17 protein-coding genes are annotated in these 17,447 nt (G+C 66.9%); 4 read left to right on the top strand and 13 right to left on the bottom strand.

Features of this window, described 5'->3' with window-relative positions; translation table 11 throughout:
• Positions 1-18 precede the first annotated feature (18 nt).
• The gene (locus ACG04R_RS20965; protein ID WP_394415440.1) at positions 19-492 is read left to right on the top strand and encodes a YhbY family RNA-binding protein; all 474 of its coding nucleotides are present in this window, start codon (positions 19-21) and stop codon (positions 490-492) included.
• On the opposite strand, the gene ACG04R_RS20960 is transcribed toward ACG04R_RS20965, so the two are convergent.
• The 6 genes from ACG04R_RS20960 to ACG04R_RS20935 form a co-directional block, all read right to left on the bottom strand.
• Positions 470-913, bottom strand: coding sequence for a DUF4149 domain-containing protein (locus ACG04R_RS20960; protein ID WP_394415438.1), 444 nt, complete (start codon positions 911-913; stop codon positions 470-472). The two genes, ACG04R_RS20965 and ACG04R_RS20960, sit on opposite strands and share 23 nt — an antisense overlap.
• On the bottom strand, positions 913-1,389 hold the full coding sequence (gene greA / locus ACG04R_RS20955; RefSeq protein ID WP_394394491.1) for a transcription elongation factor GreA: 477 nt from the start codon (positions 1,387-1,389) through the stop codon (positions 913-915). The genes ACG04R_RS20960 and greA overlap by 1 nt, the downstream gene beginning before the upstream one ends.
• A 161-nt stretch (positions 1,390-1,550) precedes the next feature.
• Positions 1,551-4,826 (bottom strand): carbamoyl-phosphate synthase large subunit, encoded by a 3,276-nt coding sequence (gene carB / locus ACG04R_RS20950; protein WP_394415436.1) that lies wholly within the window; start codon positions 4,824-4,826, stop codon positions 1,551-1,553.
• Between the two features lie 24 nt (positions 4,827-4,850).
• Positions 4,851-5,489 (bottom strand): leucine efflux protein LeuE, encoded by a 639-nt coding sequence (gene leuE, locus ACG04R_RS20945; RefSeq protein ID WP_394415434.1) that lies wholly within the window; start codon positions 5,487-5,489, stop codon positions 4,851-4,853.
• Between the two features lie 4 nt (positions 5,490-5,493).
• Positions 5,494-6,654, bottom strand: coding sequence for a glutamine-hydrolyzing carbamoyl-phosphate synthase small subunit (gene carA / locus ACG04R_RS20940; protein WP_394415432.1), 1,161 nt, complete (start codon positions 6,652-6,654; stop codon positions 5,494-5,496).
• A gap of 192 nt (positions 6,655-6,846) precedes the next feature.
• Positions 6,847-7,248, bottom strand: coding sequence for a GlcG/HbpS family heme-binding protein (locus ACG04R_RS20935; RefSeq protein WP_394415430.1), 402 nt, complete (start codon positions 7,246-7,248; stop codon positions 6,847-6,849).
• 91 nt (positions 7,249-7,339) lie between these two features.
• On the opposite strand from ACG04R_RS20935, the gene ACG04R_RS20930 reads away from it, so the two are divergent.
• Positions 7,340-8,032 (top strand): Bax inhibitor-1/YccA family protein, encoded by a 693-nt coding sequence (locus ACG04R_RS20930; protein WP_394415429.1) that lies wholly within the window; start codon positions 7,340-7,342, stop codon positions 8,030-8,032.
• Positions 8,033-8,093: 61 nt separating this feature from the next.
• Here the strand turns inward: ACG04R_RS20930 and ACG04R_RS20925 are convergent, their stop codons facing one another.
• The 6 genes from ACG04R_RS20925 to surE form a co-directional block, all read right to left on the bottom strand.
• Positions 8,094-9,605, bottom strand: coding sequence for a glycoside hydrolase family 5 protein (locus ACG04R_RS20925; protein ID WP_394415428.1), 1,512 nt, complete (start codon positions 9,603-9,605; stop codon positions 8,094-8,096).
• A gap of 168 nt (positions 9,606-9,773) precedes the next feature.
• Positions 9,774-11,126, bottom strand: a complete 1,353-nt coding sequence (rlmD, locus tag ACG04R_RS20920; RefSeq protein ID WP_394415426.1) for a 23S rRNA (uracil(1939)-C(5))-methyltransferase RlmD — start codon at positions 11,124-11,126, stop codon at positions 9,774-9,776.
• A gap of 158 nt (positions 11,127-11,284) precedes the next feature.
• The gene (gene rpoS, locus ACG04R_RS20915; RefSeq protein WP_394415424.1) at positions 11,285-12,307 is read right to left on the bottom strand and encodes an RNA polymerase sigma factor RpoS; all 1,023 of its coding nucleotides are present in this window, start codon (positions 12,305-12,307) and stop codon (positions 11,285-11,287) included.
• A 45-nt stretch (positions 12,308-12,352) separates the two neighbouring features.
• Positions 12,353-13,246, bottom strand: coding sequence for a peptidoglycan DD-metalloendopeptidase family protein (locus tag ACG04R_RS20910; RefSeq protein WP_394415422.1), 894 nt, complete (start codon positions 13,244-13,246; stop codon positions 12,353-12,355).
• A 59-nt stretch (positions 13,247-13,305) separates the two neighbouring features.
• Positions 13,306-14,109: a protein-L-isoaspartate(D-aspartate) O-methyltransferase gene (locus ACG04R_RS20905; protein WP_394415420.1), complete on the bottom strand. Its 804-nt coding sequence runs from the start codon at positions 14,107-14,109 to the stop codon at positions 13,306-13,308.
• Positions 14,110-14,853, bottom strand: a complete 744-nt coding sequence (gene surE / locus ACG04R_RS20900; protein WP_394415418.1) for a 5'/3'-nucleotidase SurE — start codon at positions 14,851-14,853, stop codon at positions 14,110-14,112.
• A 91-nt stretch (positions 14,854-14,944) separates the two neighbouring features.
• Here surE and ACG04R_RS20895 point away from each other — a divergent pair, with 91 nt between their 5' ends.
• Both ACG04R_RS20895 and ACG04R_RS20890 read left to right on the top strand, forming a co-directional pair.
• Positions 14,945-15,922, top strand: a complete 978-nt coding sequence (locus ACG04R_RS20895; RefSeq protein ID WP_394415416.1) for an NADPH:quinone oxidoreductase family protein — start codon at positions 14,945-14,947, stop codon at positions 15,920-15,922.
• 103 nt (positions 15,923-16,025) lie between these two features.
• The gene (locus ACG04R_RS20890; RefSeq protein ID WP_394415414.1) at positions 16,026-16,766 is read left to right on the top strand and encodes a LuxR C-terminal-related transcriptional regulator; all 741 of its coding nucleotides are present in this window, start codon (positions 16,026-16,028) and stop codon (positions 16,764-16,766) included.
• Here the strand turns inward: ACG04R_RS20890 and ACG04R_RS20885 are convergent.
• On the bottom strand, positions 16,746-17,447 hold the full coding sequence (locus tag ACG04R_RS20885; RefSeq protein ID WP_394415412.1) for a glutamine amidotransferase: 702 nt from the start codon (positions 17,445-17,447) through the stop codon (positions 16,746-16,748). The two genes, ACG04R_RS20890 and ACG04R_RS20885, sit on opposite strands and share 21 nt — an antisense overlap.

The raw sequence follows: 17,447 nt of genomic DNA, 5'->3' as shown, positions 1-17,447 counted from the left end.
CTACGGGATAATACGGGGATGCCTCAAATCAACCTCACCCCCGCCCAGCGCAAGGACAAGCGCGCCGACGCCCACCATCTCGACCCGGTCGTGATGATCGGCGGCGACGGCCTCACCCCTGCCGTCGTCAAGGAAACCGACGCCGCGCTGAAGGCCCACGGCCTGATCAAGGTGCGGGTGCTGGGCGACGACCGCACGGCTCGCGAGGCGATGTTCGCCCAGCTCTGCGATGAGCTGAACGCAGCCCCCATCCAGCACATCGGCAAGCTGCTGGTGCTGTGGCGGCCGATTCCCGAGAAGGCCGTCGCCGAACGCACCGATGCCCGGCCGGGCCCTCGCGTCGTCAAGATCGTCAAGTTCTCCAAGAGCGGCAATGGCCGCCCCCAGGTCAGCAAGCTCAAGGTGTTGGGCAACGAGCGCGTCGCCCAGGGTGGCGAGATCAAGCGCGCCAAGCGGCGCATGACCAGCGTCAAGAAGAACGTCGCTGACTGACCCACGCGAGGGCCAGCACGACGAGGCCCTTCACGCCGAAGAACGCCAGCGATACGCCGTGCAATGCGGCGAAGGACGCGACACCGGCGCCGGCCTTGGCATCGGCCATCAATGGCTGCAGGCCGTAGTAGCCCGCGATGGTGCAGAACACCGCAACGACGGGCAGCAGCAACCGGGCCGAGAACTGATGGCTCGCCGCGCCAGCCTCCACCGCATCACGGGCGAGGCGGCGCTCGATCATCATCAGCACCAGGCCCAGCGCCAGGCTGATCTGCGCCTCCAGCGCGAACACGCGCGCCACGTAGGCACCGGCCTGGGCACGCTCCAGCACCGCAAACGCGCTGGGTGTCGCCACGAAAGCCACGCACAGCAAAAAGCCGCCCCAGAGGGCGGCCAGCAGGGCTTGAAGCCGGGCGAACATCAGACGTAGCGGACTTCGATGATCTCGTAGCGACGCACGCCACCAGGGGCCTGCACCTCGGCCGTGTCGCCGGCTTCCTTGCCGATCAGCGCCCGCGCGATGGGCGAGCCGATGGAGATCCGCCCCAGCTTGATGTCGGCCTCGTCATCGCCGGTGATCTGGTAGGTCACGGCGTTGCCGCTGTCCTCGTCTTCCAGGTCCACCGTCGCACCAAAGACGACACGGCCCCCGGCGTCCAGCGTGGACGGATCGATGATCTGAGCGACGGACAGCTTGCCCTCGACTTCCAGGATGCGGCCTTCGATGAAGCCCTGCTTGTCCTTGGCTGCGTCGTACTCGGCGTTTTCGCTCAGGTCACCCTGCGCACGCGCTTCGGCAATCGCCAGGATGACGGCCGGGCGTTCCACGGTCTTCAGGCGGTGCAGCTCTTCCTTCAGCGCCTCGGCGCCGCGCTTGGTCAGGGGGATGGTGCTCATGTCTCAGTGGCGCCCGGCCGCCCGAAGCCGCTGACACCTCTTGGGGGGGCCAGCGAGCAACGCGAGCTTGGGGCAAACAAGTTGGTCGTGCGGTCAAAAAGAGACCGCCGCTGCGATCCGGATGGCCCGGACGGCGGCGGCGGAATCAGTGAGGCGAAAGTTTAGGCCAGTTCGGCGTGCAGCTCTTGCAGGGATTGCACGAGCAGCCCGTCCTGGTGCTTCATGCCTTCCACGGCGGCTTCGCAGCCCGCCATCGTCGTGTAGTAGGTGACGCGGTTGGCCAGCGCCGCCTGGCGGATGTAGCGACTGTCGGCAATGGCCGTGCGGGTCTCGTCCACCGTCGTGAAGACGAGCTGGATGTCGCCGCCCTTGAGCGCATCGACGATGTGCGGACGGCCGTCCTTGATCTTGTTGATCAGCTTGACCGGTACGCCAGCCTCGGCGATCGCAGCCGCGGTGCCCTTGGTCGCAACGATGCCGAAACCCAGTTCGTGCAGGTCCTTGGCGATGGCGGCCGCACGGGCATGGTCACCGCTCTTCACGGTGATCAGCACGTTGCCGGAACGCGGCAGACGCGAGCCGGCGCCGATCTGGCTCTTCAGCACGGCCTCACCGAAGGTCTTGGCCGCACCCATCACCTCGCCGGTCGAACGCATCTCGGGGCTCAGGATGGGGTCCACACCCGGGAACTTGTTGAACGGGAAGACGGCTTCCTTGACGCTGTAGTACGGCGGCACGACCTCCTGCGGCACACGACCCTTGCGGTCGCGCTGGTCCTTGAGCTTCTGGCCAGCCATGCAACGCGCAGCGATCTTGGCGAGTTGCTGGCCCGTGGCCTTGCTCACGTAAGGCACCGTGCGCGAGGCGCGCGGGTTCACTTCGAGCACATAGATCGTGCAGTGCTTCAGACCCTTGGCAACATCGCCCTGGATCGCGAACTGCACGTTCATCAGGCCGACGACCTTCAGTGCCTTGGCCATCGCGGCTGTCTGGCGGCGCAGTTCGTCCTGCACGTCGGCGGCCAGCGTGTACGGCGGCAGCGAGCAGGCCGAGTCGCCGGAGTGGATGCCGGCCGCCTCGATGTGCTCCATGATGCCGCCGATCATCGTGTCGGTGCCGTCGCTGATGCAGTCCACGTCGACCTCGACGGCGTCCTGCAGAAAGTGGTCGAGCAGCACGGGCGACTTCTCGGACACGCGGACGGCTTCGCGCATGTAGCGCTCCAGGTCCTTGTCGCCGTGCACGATCTCCATCGCGCGGCCGCCCAGCACGTAGCTCGGGCGCACGACCAGCGGGTAGCCGATCTCGTTGGCCAGCGTGACGGCCTGCTCTTCGGTTCGGGCGGTGCGGTTGGGCGGCTGCTTGAGGCCCAACTCGTGCAGCAGTTTCTGGAAGCGCTCGCGGTCCTCCGCGATATCGATGGAATCGGGCGTCGTGCCGATGATGGGCACACCGGCGCGCTCCAGGTCCAGCGCCAGCTTCAGCGGCGTCTGGCCGCCGTACTGCACGATGACGCCGACCGGCTTTTCCTTGTCGACGATTTCCAGCACGTCTTCCAGCGTGACCGGCTCGAAGTACAGGCGGTCGGACGTGTCGTAGTCGGTCGAGACGGTCTCGGGGTTGCAGTTGACCATCAGCGTCTCATAGCCGTCCTCGCGCATGGCAAGGGCCGCGTGCACGCAGCAGTAATCAAACTCGATGCCCTGGCCGATGCGGTTAGGGCCACCGCCCAGCACCATGATCTTCTTCTTGTCGGTCGGGTTGGCCTCGCACTCAGCGCCCTCGCCTTCGTAGGTCGAGTACATGTAGGCCGTCTGCGTCGCGAACTCGGCGGCGCACGTGTCCACACGCTTGTAGACCGGGCGCACATTCAGCGCATGGCGACGGGCGCGGACCTCGTGCTGGTTCGTGCCCAGCAGCTTGGCCAAGCGCTTGTCCGAGAAGCCCTTGGTCTTCAGCAAACGCAGTTCGGCTTCGGTGATCGACTCGATTGAGCGGCCCTTGATCGCGCCTTCGATCTGCACCAGTTGCTCGATCTGGGCGAGGAACCACGGGTCCACCGCGGTCTCCTCGTAGATCTCGTCCAGCGTCATGCCGATGCGGAAGGCGTCGGCCAGGAACAGGATGCGCTCGGGGCCGGCTTCGCCGATCTCCTGCACGATCTCTTCACGGTCGGTCGAGCGCTCGGTCAGGCCGTCGATGCCCGTCTCCAGGCCGCGCAAGGCCTTCTGGAACGACTCCTGGAAGGTGCGGCCCATGGCCATCACCTCGCCGACGGACTTCATCTGCGTCGTCAGGCGCGAGTCGGCCATCGGGAACTTCTCGAAGGCGAAGCGCGGGATCTTGGTGACGACGTAGTCGATGCTGGGTTCGAACGATGCCGGCGTCGCGCCGCCGGTGATGTCATTCTTCAGCTCGTCCAGCGTGTAGCCGACGGCCAGCTTGGCCGCGACCTTGGCGATGGGGAAGCCCGTGGCCTTGGAGGCCAGTGCCGACGAACGCGACACGCGCGGGTTCATCTCGATGACGACCATGCGGCCGTCCTTCGGGTTGATCGAGAACTGCACGTTGGAGCCGCCGGTGTCCACGCCGATCTCGCGCAGCACGGCCAGCGATGCGTTGCGCAGCAGCTGGTATTCCTTGTCGGACAGCGTCTGGCTCGGTGCCACGGTGATGGAGTCACCGGTGTGGATGCCCATCGGGTCCAGGTTCTCGATGGAGCAGACGATGATGCAGTTGTCCGCCTTGTCGCGGACGACTTCCATCTCGTATTCCTTCCAGCCGATCAGGCTCTCTTCGATGAGCAGCTCGTTGGTCGGCGACAGGTCGATGCCGCGCTTGCAGATCGTCTCGAACTCTTCCGGGTTGTAGGCAATGCCACCACCCGTGCCGCCCAGCGTGAAGCTGGGACGGATGACCATCGGGAAGCCGCTGCCGCCGATCTCTGCATGGATCTGCTTCTGGACCGCCCACGCCTCTTCAAGCGTGTGCGCGATGCCCGACTTGGCCGAACCCAGGCCGATCTTGGTCATCGCGTCCTTGAACTTGAGCCGGTCCTCGGCCTTCTCGATGGCAACCTCGTTGGCGCCGATCATCTCGACGCCGTACTTGGCCAGCACGCCGTGCTTGTGCAGGTCCAGCGCGCAGTTCAGCGCGGTCTGGCCGCCCATCGTCGGCAGCACCGCATCCGGGCGCTCCTTGGCGATGATCTTCTCGACCACCTGCCAGGTGATGGGCTCGATGTAGGTGACGTCCGCCGTGTCCGGGTCCGTCATGATCGTCGCCGGGTTGCTGTTGACGAGGATGACCTTGTAGCCCTCCTCGCGCAGCGCCTTGCAGGCCTGGGCGCCGGAGTAATCGAACTCGCAGGCCTGGCCGATGATGATCGGGCCGGCGCCGATGATGAGGATGCTCTTGAGGTCTGTACGTTTCGGCATGGCGGTCTGCGCTCTTGGAACTTTTTAGAGGGTGGCCGTGGCCAGCTTGGCCCCGAATCCAACGAAAAGGACACCGACGCCCGCATTGGCGGCGCCGGAGAGGCGACGCCGCGCACGGAAGGCCGCCGCGAGGCGGGCACCGGCAAAGATCAGCGTCGAGAGGTAGAGGAAGCTGAGCACCTGGATGATGGAGCCCAGGATCAGGAAGGTCAGCGCGGGATGCGGATAGGCCGGATCGACGAACTGGATGAAGAACGACAGCAGGAAGGCGATGGCCTTGGGGTTCAGCAGGCTGACGACCAACGCCTTGCGGAACGGCTGACTGGCGTCGACCACGCGAGGCGCCTCTGCCTGCGCGTCACCGCGCCAGCTCTTCACGCCACCGCGCAGCAGCTGAATGCCGATCCAGCCGAGGTAGACCGCGCCGACCATCTTCACGACAAAGAAGATCTGCGGGCTGGCCATCAGCAGCGAGGCCCCACCGGCGGCAGCGGCCGTCATCAGCACCGTGTCGCCCACGAACACGCCGCACGCGGCCGTGTAGCCGGTGCGCACGCCGCGCTGCGCCGCAACGGACAGCACGTACAGCGAGTTCGGCCCCGGCAGCAGGATGATGAAGATCGCTGCCGCGAGGTAGGTGCCGAGGTCGGTGATGCCGAACATGGCTTTACGCCTTGCTCATCAGGCCGATGAAGCGGTCGAACAGGTAGGCGATGTCGTGCGGGCCCGGGCTGGCTTCCGGGTGGCCCTGGAAGCTGAAGGCCGGCTTGTCCGTGCGGGCGATGCCCTGCAGCGTGCCGTCGAACAGGCTGACGTGCGTGGCGCGCAGGTTGGCCGGCAGCGTCTCGGGGTCGACCGCGAAGCCATGGTTCTGGCTGGTGATGCCGACGCGGCCGCTGTCCAGGTCCTTGACCGGGTGGTTGGCGCCGTGATGGCCGAACTTCATCTTGAAGGTCTTGGCACCCGAGGCCAGCGCGAGGATCTGATGCCCCAGGCAGATGCCGAACACGGGAATGCCGGATTCAACGAGTTGCGCCGTCGCCTTGATGGCGTAGTCGCAGGGCTCCGGGTCGCCAGGGCCGTTGGACAGGAACACGCCGTCCGGTTCCAGGTCGAACACGGCACTGGCGGGCGTCTGCGCCGGCACGACGGTGATCTTGCAGCCACGCTCGGCCAGCATGCGCAGGATGTTGTTCTTGGCGCCGAAGTCGTAGGCGACGACATGGAATTTCGGAGCTGCCTGGGTGCCGTAGCCGCTGCCGAGCTTCCACTCGGTCTGCGTCCAGGTCTCGTTCTCGGTGCGGCTGACGACCTTGGCCAGGTCCAGGCCGGCCATCGACGGCGCGGCCTTGGCAGCAGCAACCGCCGCGTCGATGTGGACCTGCGTCAGCGTCTCTCCGGCGGGCAGCGCCAGGATGGCGCCGTTCTGGGCACCCTTGGTACGCAGCACGCGGGTCAGGCGGCGGGTGTCGAGGCCGGCGATGGCGACCGTGCCCTGCTCACGCAGGTAGGCGTCCAGCGTCTTGCCGGCGCGGAAGTTGGACGCGCGGATCGGCAGGTCCTTGATGACCAGACCGGCGGCAAACACCTTGCTCGATTCGACATCCTCTTCAGCGACACCGTAGCTGCCGATGTGCGGATACGTCAGCGTGACGATCTGCTTGCAGTAGCTGGGGTCGGTCAGGATTTCCTGGTAGCCAGTCAGCGACGTGTTGAACACGACTTCGCCGACCGTCTGGCCGGTCGCGCCGATGGACTGGCCTCGGAACACCGTCCCATCCGCCAGAGCCAGGATTGCTTGAGGGGGATGGAGCAGGTCGGTCAGCACAAAGGGTCTCCGCAAGTGGTTCGCGTGCCCGGCATCAACCCGTCGGACGACGGGTCAACTTGTAGAAACCGAAGGGGGAGGTTTTCTAGAAACCTTGCAGGTTTCCGCCGGGCAGCGATGGGGTTCAGGTAAACCCATCGAGTATAGCCGACTGGGGTTAGTACCGAGGCTTCGTGACCCGCTCGTGACGCCTCAAAGTGCCGCGATGCCGGCCTTGGCGATCTCGGCGTCCTCGCTGGACTTGACGCCGCTGACCCCCACCGCGCCAACCACCTGGCCGTCGACGAGGATGGGGACGCCGCCTTCCAACGTGCCGTACATGCCGGGCACGCTGAGGAAGGACACGCGACCGCCGTTGATCATGTCCTCGTAGACCTTGGATTCACGGCGACCCAGGGCCGACGTGTGCGCCTTGGCCGGCGCGAACATCGCCGAGCTGGGCGAGGCGCCGTCCAGGCGCTGCAGCCACAGCAGATGACCGCCGGCGTCGACGATGGCGATGGACACCGCCCAGCCCTTGCCGAGTGCGTGCGCCTCGGCGGCGGCGGCGATGCGTTTGACGTCTTCGAGTTCGAGTTGAGCTTGCTGTTTCATGGTCTTGATTTCCGGGAGACAGCCCCCAATGTAGCCGGCAGACGTCGCCCTAGAATCCCTGCGGTTTCCATTCGTCCTTCGGAGGATCGTCATGAACAACAACGTGCAAACGCAATTCGGCTACGCCGGCAGCGGCATTGCTGCGGACAGCCAGCGTGTGTTGCGCAATACCTACTGGCTGCTGGCCCTGTCGCTGGTGCCGACGGTACTGGGCGCCTGGATCGGCGTCGCGACCGGTCTCTTCGCCTTGATGAGCCCGGGCGCCAGCACGCTGATCTTCTTCATCGGAGCCTTCGGCCTGATGTTCGTCATCGAGAAGACCAAGGACAGCGCCACCGGCGTCGCTGCGCTGCTGGGCTTCACCTTCTTCATGGGCCTGATGCTGTCGCGCCTGGTCGGCTACGTGCTGGGCTTCAAGAACGGCACGTCGCTGGTCATGACAGCCTTCGGCGGCACGGCCGCCGTGTTCTTCACGATGGCCAGCCTGGCCACGGTCATCAAGCGTGACCTGTCCGGCATGGGCAAGTTCCTGGTGGTCGGCGCGGTCATCCTGATGGTGGCCGGCATCGCCAACCTGTTCATGCAGTCCTCGGCCCTGATGCTGACGATGTTGGTGTTGTCGCTGGGCATCTTCTCGGCCTTCATGCTGTACGACGTCAAGCGCGTCATCGATGGCGGCGAGACCAACTACATCAGCGCCGCGCTGAACATCTACCTGGACCTCTACAACGTGTTCCAGAGCCTGCTTTCCCTGTTGGGCATCTTCGGCGGCGACCGCGACTGAGCTCGTCACGCACCATGAAAAAAGGCGGCCTCGGCCGCCTTTTTCTTTGCGCGCCGAGGCGCTACTGCGGCGCCTTGTAGTTCTTCAGCACGAAGGGCGCGCTGATGATGATGGGCTGGCCAACCTGCCCCAGTTGCATCGCCAGGTTGACGGTGCCGCCGGCAAAGTTGTCCGCCGCGACACCACCGATGGCAATGGCTTCCAGTTTGCTGGTCAACGTCACCGAGCCCGAGATCACCGCCGTGTACGGCGGCGCGCCGACCTGCAGCAGCAACGGCACGACGACCTTGGCGTTGGCATCCTCAGTGTCCAGCCGCGCCCAGGCGACGACCTGTAGCTTGTCGCCCTTGGCGATACTGCCCTGCAGCGGCGCGACGGCACCGATGTCCCAGGGGTTGGGCTTGGACGACGCCAGTGCCACCCGCAGGCAGACCTTGCCGGTCGCCGCGCAGGGCACCTGTCCGCTGGTCTGGCCGTCGCCGTAGACCGACCAGGCCGAGGCGCGCGGCGTGTTGATCAGGTAGTCCAGCGCCGGGTCGGTCGCACGCGCAGCAGCGGCGGTCGCCTTCTCGGGCACCAGTGCGCCGTGGATGGGCTTGACCCAGCCGTCGGCCTGCATATCCCAGAGCACAAAGTCGGAGTCGAACTGCCAATAGGACCAGCCAAAGCCGCGAGCCTCGGCGGCGCGCGCAACGGCGGATGTCCAGCCGACACGCTGCGCCATGCCGGCGCTCTCCAGCGCACCGAACTCGCCCATCAGGATAGGGCGGCCTGCCTTGTCAGCCCAGGCCTTGACGACGTCGAGATCCTTGCCCAGCTTCTCGCGGTCCGCGGCACTGCCCCAGGTCACGCCCGACAGTTTCTGGAACTGCGGCGTCCACGACGCGCCCTGGTGCGTGAACTCCATCGGCGTGTAGTAGTGAAAGGTGACGATGAGACGCTTGTCCGCATCGGGCAGCTTCAGGCTGTCCAGGTGCGCCATCGAGTTCCAGCCCTTGGGGCCGACGATGACGCGCCGTGTCGGGTTGGTCTCGCGGATGATGGCCAGGTTCTCGGCCAGCATGTCGTTCCAGACCGCGTCGGCCGCACTGTTGGGCTCGTTCAGGATCTCGAACAGCACCGCGTCCGGCGCCCCCTTGTAATGGGCCGCGACCTGGCGCCAGAAGGCCTTCAACTTGGCGCGGCAGCTGTCGATGTCGGTCGGCTTGGCGCACTCGTTGAAGTTGTGCTCGTCGAGGATGACCTGCAGCCCCGACTTCAACCCGGCATCGACCAGTTCGTCCAGTTGCTTGAACCAGGCCGGCGACAGGTTGTACTGCGCGTCCATATGCGCAAACGCGTGCAGGTTCATGCGCACATGATCGAAACCGCCGTCGCGGATGGCCTGCATGTGGCGTGGCTGGAAGCGCGCCTTGGCCGGCTCGGTCCACAGCGGGTCGTAGCCGACGATGTTGACGCCGCGCTTCAACGCGGGTGACGCGGTGGTGTCGCCTTGTGTCGGCGCCGCGCTGGCCAGGCCCAGCGCCAGGCAGGCAAGGCCCAGCGAGCGTGCAAGATGGATGCGAAAGCCCATGTCGTCCTCTGTCTCCGTTGAGGTTGGCTTGTTTAGTTTTCACTAAACATCATTGTTTATCCATTTTGTCTACAGCCGGCAGGCTGAGACTCCGGACTTACACGGACAGAGCAACACCGCACCACACCGGACGGGCCGGCGGGCGCTCAGGAATCGGTAACCGGAAGCTCAGCGGTCGAAGACCGCAATGCTTTCGACGTGGGCCGTGTGCGGGAACATGTTCACCGCACTGGCCGCCGTGCAGCGGTAGCCGGCCACGTTGACCAGCAAGCCCGCGTCGCGCGCCAGCGTCGCCGGGTTGCAGCTGACGTAGACGACGCGCTTGGGCGGTGTCCAGCCCGGTGCCAGCGATGGGTCCTGGGCGATATCGGCCACCGCCTTCGCCAGCGCGAACGCGCCCTCGCGCGGCGGGTCGATGAGCCAGCGGTCGGAAACGCCGTCGGCTGCCAGTAGCTCTGGCGTCATGTCGAACAGGTTGCGCGCGACAAAACTGGTCTTGTGAGCGAGCCCGTTGGCCACGGCGTTCTCGCGCGAGCGCTGCACGAGCGTCTCGCTGCCCTCGATGCCCAGCACCTCGCGCGCCTTTGTCGCCAACGGCAGCGTGAAGTTACCCAAGCCACAAAACCAGTCAATGACGCGATCGTCCGGCTCCACGGCCAGCAGCCGCAGCGCGCGGCCGACGAGGGCCGAGTTGATGTGCGGGTTGACCTGCGTGAAGTCGGTCGGCTTGAACGGCATCGTCACGCCGAACTCGGGCAGGCGGTAGGCCAGCTGCGCCCCCCCCACGTCCAGCAGCTTGACTGTGTCCGGCCCCTTGGGCTGCAGCCACCACTGCACGCCATGCTTGGCCGCGAATTCGCGCAGCAGTGCGATGTCGCCATCCGGCAGCGGGTTCAGGTGACGCAGCACCAGCGCGATGACCTCGTCGCCCATGGCCAGTTCGATCTGCGGCAGGCGATCTCGCTCGGCCATGCTGGAGATCAGCTCGCGCAGTGGCATCAGCAGGTCGCTGACGACCTTGGGCACGACCTTGCAGACCTGCATGTCGGCCACGTAGCGACTCTTGCGCTCGTGGAAGCCAATCAGCACGACGCCCTTCTTCTGCACATAGCGCACCGAGAAGCGCGCGCGGTAACGGTAGCCCCAGGTCGGCCCCTCGATAGGGCGCAGCATGACCTCGGGCTTGACCTTGCCAAGATGCCAGAGGTTGTCCTCGACGACGCGCTGCTTCACGGCGACCTGCGCGCCCGCATGCAGGTGCTGCATCTTGCAGCCGCCGCAGGCGCCAGCGTGCAGGCCGAAATGCGGGCAGCCCGGTGTCACGCGCAGCGGGCTTTCCTTCTTGATCTCGGTGAGCTGGCCCTGCTCCCAGTTGTTCTTGCGCCGCGCAATCTGCGCCTTCACGATCTCGCCCGGCAAGGCGCCGTCGATGAAGACCACCTTGCCCTCGGCGTTGTGCGCCACGCCCTGCGCTTCAAGCTCGATGCTCTCGACCTTGAGCCAATCCGTTGTCTGAGTCATCCCCGAATTATCGGAGGGTATTCCGGGCCGAGCGCTGGGCCGCTCCCGAGCCGGCCCGCTTGGGCGATGTGCTTGCGGCTCGATGCCGCAAGCATCGCCGTCCCCTCGGGGGACCGGTCAGACGCACCGCGTTCAGCGGTGTGCGGCTGGACGAGGGGCTAAAAGATCGAATCCCGGTCGACCCCGTGACGCATCATGTTGCGCTTGAGCTTGGCCAGCGCCTCGATCTGGATCTGGCGGATGCGCTCACGCGTCAGCTTGAGGCGGATGGCCAGCACGTCCAGCGTCTCGGGCTCGCGGTCCGACAGGCCGTAGCGACCCGAAAGCACCTCGCGCTCGCGGTCGTTCAGGCTCGCGAGGCCGTGCTGCAGCAACTGCTCGACCTCGTGCGACAGGCGCAGCCCCATCGGGTCGATGGCCTGGTCGTCGGCAACCAGGTCCAGCATGGACTCGCCGCCCTCGCCGTTTCGGTCCACCGGCGAGTCCAGCGAACTGGGCAACTCGGCATAGGCCAGCAACTCGGCCACCTCCTCGACCGGCCGACCGAGCGCCTGGGCCACGTCCTCGGCGCGCACGCGGCTCTCCGCGCCGCTGGCGCTCTGCAGCGCCTCCAGCGCGCGGCGTGCCTTCAGCACCTGGTTGAGCTCGCGCACGATGTGCACCGGCAGCCGCACGAGGCGGGCCTGGTGCATCAGCGCGCGCTCGATGCTCTGGCGTATCCACCAACTCGAGTAGGTCGAGAAGCGGAAGCCTCGCTCGGGTTCGAACTTGCTGATGGCGTGCATCAGGCCGAGGTTGCCTTCCTCGATGAGATCGCTCATCGGCAGGCCGCGGCCGAGGTAGTTCTTGGCGATGCTGACGACGAGCCGCAGGTTGTGCTCGATCATGGCTTGGCGGGCATCGAAATCGCCCGCGCGGGCTGCGACTGCCGTGTCGAACTCCTGCTGCGGCGTCAGCAGCGGCGTGCGGCGGATGTCGCGCAGGTAGGCCTGCAACGCATTGCCCAGCTCGACATCCTGGCCGTTGCCATTGTTGCGCAGCGCCTGCGCGTCTTCGTCAGGCCCATCGGCAGCGGGCTCAGTGTCTGCACTGCCGCTCATGGCCAGCATGACGCCGGGCTCGTGAGCCGCGCCGTCATGGCCGTTGCGACCGTTCATGGAGGTGGGCGCAGCGCGTTTCATGGCGTGATCGCTGGCCCGAAGTGCTTGGTCCGCTAACCGGCCGACTCAGCGCGCCGGCAACAGCTTGGCAGGGTCGACGGGCTTGCCGAGCTTGCGCACTTCGAAGTGCAACTTGACGGTATCGCTCTCGGTGGAACCCATCTCGGCAATCCTCTGGCCCTTGCGCACGACTTGGTCCTGCTCGACCAGCATCGCCCGGTTGTGGGCATACGCCGTCAGGTAGGTGTTGTTGTGCTTGATGATGACCAAGTTGCCGTAGCCGCGCAAGCCCGAACCTGCGTAAACGACACGTCCGTCAGCAACGGCCAGCACCGGGTCGCCAGGCTTGCCGGCGAAGTCCAGGCCCTTGTTGCGCTGCTCGTCGAAACCGGCGCTGACGGGCTGCGACACCGGCCAGCCCCAGGCCAGGCCGTCGTCGTCCGAGGAGGCGGTTTCCTTGGGCGGCGCTTCACGCGGCGGTGCCGGCGTCGGCGCCGCGGCAGAGGCCGCACTGGCAGACGCGACCGGCGGCTTGGCGTCCAGCGGTCGCGTCTCGACCTTGGGCGCACTGGCGATCGGGCGGGCCGTCACCGCGCTAGGGTCGACGCCAGGCGGCACGACGCGCAGCACCTGGCCGACTTCGATGCGGTTCGGGTTCTCGAGGTTGTTCCACTTTGCCACGTCGCGCCAGCTCTGGCCGTTGTCCAGCGCGATGCGGATCAGCGCATCACCCGGCTTGACGGTGTAGTAGCCCGGCTTGCCGGCGTTTTCGGCGCCCGGCGGTGGCTTGACCTCGGCCGCAGGCGTGGACGCTGCCGACGCAGGCGCCTGAGCGGCGGCCTTGGGCGGCTGCGGATTGCGGTCCTCGACCGGGGCCTGGTTCAGCGAAACGCTGCTGCAGGCGCAGAGCAGCAGCGAGGTGGAGACAACGGCGAGGAGGTGGCTCAGGCGTGAGGGCATCGTGTAGCGGTGGCTTGGAGGCCGTACGGATTGTGTGGCGCGGTGCGCCAGCGGCCCCGTCAGACGACGCCAGATTTTAGGGGGACGAACAGCACCGCCTCGTGTTCGCTCCTCAACCACCGGCTGACACCCCCTTCGACGACGTGATCCAGCACCACCAGCACCTGGCCGCGGCCACTCGCCGCGGTGGGTGCAATGAGGCGCCCGCCGGGGGCCAATTGTTCGGTCCAGGCGGCCGGGATGTCCTCGCCGCCGGCCGCCGCAATGATGCTGTCGAACGGCCCGCTGGCCGCATGGCCGATACGGCCGTCACCCCATACGAGGCGCGGCGCGCGCGGCAGGGCCACGCGATGCAGGTTCAGCTTGGCCTTGTCATGCAGTCCCTTCAGCCGCTCGATGGACGTGACCTGGCGCGCCAGCATCGCGATGACGGCCGCCTGGTAGCCGCAGCCGGTGCCGATCTCCAGCACGCGGCCCAGCGAGCCACGCTGGCGGGCTCCGCCGCCAGCCATCAGCAGGCCCAGCATGTGGGCCACGACGGAGGGCTTGGAGATGGTCTGGCCATGGCCGATCGGCAGGGCCGTGTCCTCATAGGCCTGGGCGGCCAGCGCGCTGTCGACGAACTCGTGGCGCGGCATGGCCGCCATCGCGGCAAGCACGTGCTCGTCGAACCGCCCTTCAGCGCGCAGCCGGTCGACCATGCGCTGGCGCACGGCGCCGCTGTCCAGGCCGGTGCCGCTGGGCCGCGCCAGCCGGGCCGCGTCACGTGTGGCCTGGTGCAGGTGGCGCTGCGGCATCAGCAGCTCGCGCTGCGGCGCCGTGGCGGACTTCAGGCTGGCCGGGAAACGCTTGGGCGTGGACATTCAGAGGCCCAGCCGCTGGCCCCAGGCACCGAGGGACGCGTGCTCGGTCAGATCCACCTGCAGCGGCGTGATCGACACCCGGCCGTTGGCCGTGGCGTGGAAGTCCGTGCCCTCGCCGGCATCGCGGGCGTCACCGGCCGGGCCGATCCAGTAGATGGTCTCGCCGCGCGGGTTGACCTGCTCGATGATGGCTTCGGCGGAGTGGCGACGACCCAGCCGCGTGATCTTGCGGGGCAACTGGTCGGCGTCGGCCCGGTTCGGGATGTTGACGTTCAGCAGGAAGGCCTGGCCCAAGCCGCCGGCGATGACTTGCTCGACGACGCTGCGCGCCGTGCGGGCCGCCGCCTCCAGCTCGCCCCACCCCTTCTCGGCCTGCGAGAACGCGATCGACGGGATGCCGAACAGATAGCCCTCGGTGGCCGCGGCTACGGTGCCGGAGTACAGGGTGTCGTCGCCCATGTTGGCACCGTTGTTGATGCCCGAGAGCACCAGGTCGGGCCGGTAGCCCAGCAGGCCGCTCAGCGCGAGGTGGACACCGTCCGACGGCGTGCCGCTGACGTAGCGGAATCCGTTGGCGGCACGGTAGACATTGAGCGGGCGGTTCAGCGTCAGCGAGTTGGAGGTGCCGCTGGCGTTCTGCTCGGGCGCGATGACGTCGATCTCGCCCAGGCCTTCGCAGGCTTTCACGAGGGCGGCGAGGCCGGGCGCGAGGTAGCCGTCGTCGTTGGAAATCAGGATACGCATGGTGGCCAATTGTAGGGAGCGCGTCACCTGCGAGACCGGGTGTAACCCAGTGGATTCCTATCATCGCCGCTTCACCAAACAGGAGATGGCAATGAAGGCATGGGTCTGCGAGAACCCGGTGGGCGTCGAGGCGCTGCAGTTCAAGGAACTGCCACCGCCGCCGCTCGGCCCAGGCCAGATCCGCGTGCAGATCAGGGCGGCCAGCCTGAACTTCCCCGACCTGCTCATCGTGCAGAACAAGTACCAGATGAAGCCGCCCCTGCCCTTCGTGCCGGGCACGGAGTTCTCGGGCGTCGTCACCGAGGTCGGCGAAGGCGTGAAGGGCTTCGCCGTCGACCAGCGCGTCGCGGCCTTCGGCGGGCTGGGCGGCTTCGCCACCGAAGTCTGCATCCCCGCCGTGCTGGCCATGCCGCTGCCGGACGCCTTCAGCTTCGAGGACGCCGCCGCATTCATCTGCACTTACGCCACCAGCCACCACGCGCTCATCGACCGCGGCTCGCTGCAGGCAGGCGAGACCGTGCTCATCCTCGGCGCCGCCGGCGGCGTGGGCACCGCAGCCATCCAGATCGCCAAGGCCACCGGCGCGCGCGTCATCGCCGCCGTGGGCAGCGAAGCCAAGGCCCAGGCCTGCAAGGCGCTGGGCGCCGACGCCACGATCAACTACGCGACGCAGAATTTGCGTGACGAATTGAAAGCGCTGACCGAGGGCAAGGGCCCCGACGTGGTCTACGACCCGGTCGGCGGCGACCTGGCCGAGGCGGCCTTCCGCTCCATCGCCTGGCGTGGGCGCTACCTCGTCATCGGCTTCGCGCAGGGGCAGATCCCGGCGCTGCCGCTGAACCTCGCGCTGCTGAAAGGCGCCTCGCTGGTAGGCGTGTTCTGGGGGGAGTTCGCCAAACGCGAGCCGGGCCGCAACGCGAAGATGCTGGGCGAGCTGGCCGCCTGGTACGCCGCCGGCAAGATCAAGCCGGTGCTGGACCGCGTGCTGCCGCTGGAACAACTGCCCGCCGCTTTCGCCCGCATGGCCGCCCGCGAGGTCGTCGGCAAGTTAGTTCTTACCAATGTGTGAAGCCTGAAACGGGGGCTTGCTCCCCCGCAGTCTCGCCCCGTGACGGTAGGGTGCGTGCGATACATTCGTCAGTCGAATCGACAGCCGCAGTGCCGCTCCCGCCATGACCGTCAAAGTCCTCATCATCGAAGACAACCCCGTTGCCCGGAGTTTCCTGTGCCGCGTGGTGCGCGAGAGCTTCAGCGACGCGATGGAAATCACCGAGGTCGGCGACCTCGAGAACGCACGACGGCAAGTCGCCAAGTTCGGGAGCGCGCCGGACAACGGCTTCAAGCTCATCCTCGTCGACCTGGAACTGCCCGACGGCAACGGCATGGAGTTCCTGACCGAACTGGCCGGCTCCACGGCACTGAAGATCGTCACGACGCTCTACTCCGACGACGACCACCTCTTCCCCGCGCTGCAATGTGGCGCCGACGGCTACCTGCTGAAGGAAGACCGCTTCGAGGTGCTGGTGGAAGAGCTGCAGCGCATCGTGCGCGGCCAGCCGCCGCTGTCGCCGGCCATCGCGCGCCGGCTGCTGTCGCACTTCCGTCCGTCGTCCAGCGACAGCGGAACGATGCCGCTGAACTCGGGCTTCGGCTCCCTGTCGTCCACACACGCGCCGTTCAGCAACAGCCGCAACGTCGCGTTGGACCCGCCGCCCGAGTGGGAACGCCTGACGCCGCGCGAGAGCGAGGTGCTGACCTACCTCAGCAAGGGCTTCACGATCAAGGAGATCGCGAACCTGATGGGCATCAAGTGGTTCACCGTCAACGACCATATCAAGAGCATCTACAAGAAGCTCAACGTGTCCAGCCGCGCCGAAGCGGCGGTGCTGGCGTCAAAGCAGGGCCTGGTCTAGCCAGCGCTGCATCAACTGCTTCAAGGCCTCGGCAAGTCCGGGGCCTTGTTGTTTGGCGGCGTCGCGCATCGCCTGCGGCTTGATGCCGGCGGCTTCGAGTTCACCCGCATGGCCGATCAGCCATTGCTCCAACCGGGCCGGGTCGACCTCCGGGTGGAACTGCAGCGCCAGCGCCCGCGCGTGCGGCGCGAACGCCTGGTACGGGCAGACCGCCGTGGCGGCCAGCGACGCCTGCCCGGCCGGTAGCGCGAACTGCTCGCCATGCCAGTGCAGCACCGGCTGGTCGCGCAGTTCGGCCAGCGCCGTGCCCCGCCCCGCCGCGGTCAGCACCAGAGGCGAGAAGCCGATCTCCTTGACACCCATCGGTCGCACCGCGGCGCCCAGCGCCTTGGCCATCAGCTGCGCGCCGAGGCAGATGCCCAGCAGTGGTCGCTGCGAATCCAGGCGCCAGCGCACCAACGCGACCTCGTCGGCCAGCCACGGGTAGTTGGCCTCGTCCTCGACGCTGATCGGCCCGCCGAGCACGATGAGCAGGTCGACCGCGTCGAGGTCGACGGCGGCGAAATCGTCGACGCCGGCCTCGTGATAGCGGACCTCGAAGCCACGCGCCTGCAGCAGTGGAGCGATGAGCCCGAGGTCTTCGAAGGCGAGGTGGCGCAGCGCGAGGGCGGTCATCTTCAT

The organism is Pelomonas candidula, from assembly GCF_043555985.1.
Taxonomy (GTDB): domain Bacteria; phylum Pseudomonadota; class Gammaproteobacteria; order Burkholderiales; family Burkholderiaceae_C; genus Pelomonas; species Pelomonas candidula.
This window is presented reverse-complemented; position numbering and strand designations above follow the sequence as displayed.

What these genes read in the sequence shown, in the direction of transcription:
- greA (WP_394394491.1), bottom strand. Translation starts at nt 1,389, where the DNA reads ATGAGCACCATCCCCCTGACCAAGCGCGGCGCCGAGGCGCTGAAGGAA.
- carB (WP_394415436.1), bottom strand. Translation starts at nt 4,826, where the DNA reads ATGCCGAAACGTACAGACCTCAAGAGCATCCTCATCATCGGCGCCGGC.
- leuE (WP_394415434.1), bottom strand. Translation starts at nt 5,489, where the DNA reads ATGTTCGGCATCACCGACCTCGGCACCTACCTCGCGGCAGCGATCTTC.
- ACG04R_RS20965 (WP_394415440.1), top strand. Translation starts at nt 19, where the DNA reads ATGCCTCAAATCAACCTCACCCCCGCCCAGCGCAAGGACAAGCGCGCC.
- ACG04R_RS20960 (WP_394415438.1), bottom strand. Translation starts at nt 913, where the DNA reads ATGTTCGCCCGGCTTCAAGCCCTGCTGGCCGCCCTCTGGGGCGGCTTT.
- ACG04R_RS20935 (WP_394415430.1), bottom strand. Translation starts at nt 7,248, where the DNA reads ATGAAACAGCAAGCTCAACTCGAACTCGAAGACGTCAAACGCATCGCC.
- ACG04R_RS20885 (WP_394415412.1), bottom strand. Translation starts at nt 17,447, where the DNA reads ATGAAGATGACCGCCCTCGCGCTGCGCCACCTCGCCTTCGAAGACCTC.
- ACG04R_RS20890 (WP_394415414.1), top strand. Translation starts at nt 16,026, where the DNA reads ATGACCGTCAAAGTCCTCATCATCGAAGACAACCCCGTTGCCCGGAGT.
- ACG04R_RS20925 (WP_394415428.1), bottom strand. Translation starts at nt 9,605, where the DNA reads ATGGGCTTTCGCATCCATCTTGCACGCTCGCTGGGCCTTGCCTGCCTG.
- ACG04R_RS20930 (WP_394415429.1), top strand. Translation starts at nt 7,340, where the DNA reads ATGAACAACAACGTGCAAACGCAATTCGGCTACGCCGGCAGCGGCATT.
- rpoS (WP_394415424.1), bottom strand. Translation starts at nt 12,307, where the DNA reads ATGAAACGCGCTGCGCCCACCTCCATGAACGGTCGCAACGGCCATGAC.
- rlmD (WP_394415426.1), bottom strand. Translation starts at nt 11,126, where the DNA reads ATGACTCAGACAACGGATTGGCTCAAGGTCGAGAGCATCGAGCTTGAA.
- ACG04R_RS20910 (WP_394415422.1), bottom strand. Translation starts at nt 13,246, where the DNA reads ATGCCCTCACGCCTGAGCCACCTCCTCGCCGTTGTCTCCACCTCGCTG.
- ACG04R_RS20895 (WP_394415416.1), top strand. Translation starts at nt 14,945, where the DNA reads ATGAAGGCATGGGTCTGCGAGAACCCGGTGGGCGTCGAGGCGCTGCAG.
- ACG04R_RS20905 (WP_394415420.1), bottom strand. Translation starts at nt 14,109, where the DNA reads ATGTCCACGCCCAAGCGTTTCCCGGCCAGCCTGAAGTCCGCCACGGCG.
- surE (WP_394415418.1), bottom strand. Translation starts at nt 14,853, where the DNA reads ATGCGTATCCTGATTTCCAACGACGACGGCTACCTCGCGCCCGGCCTC.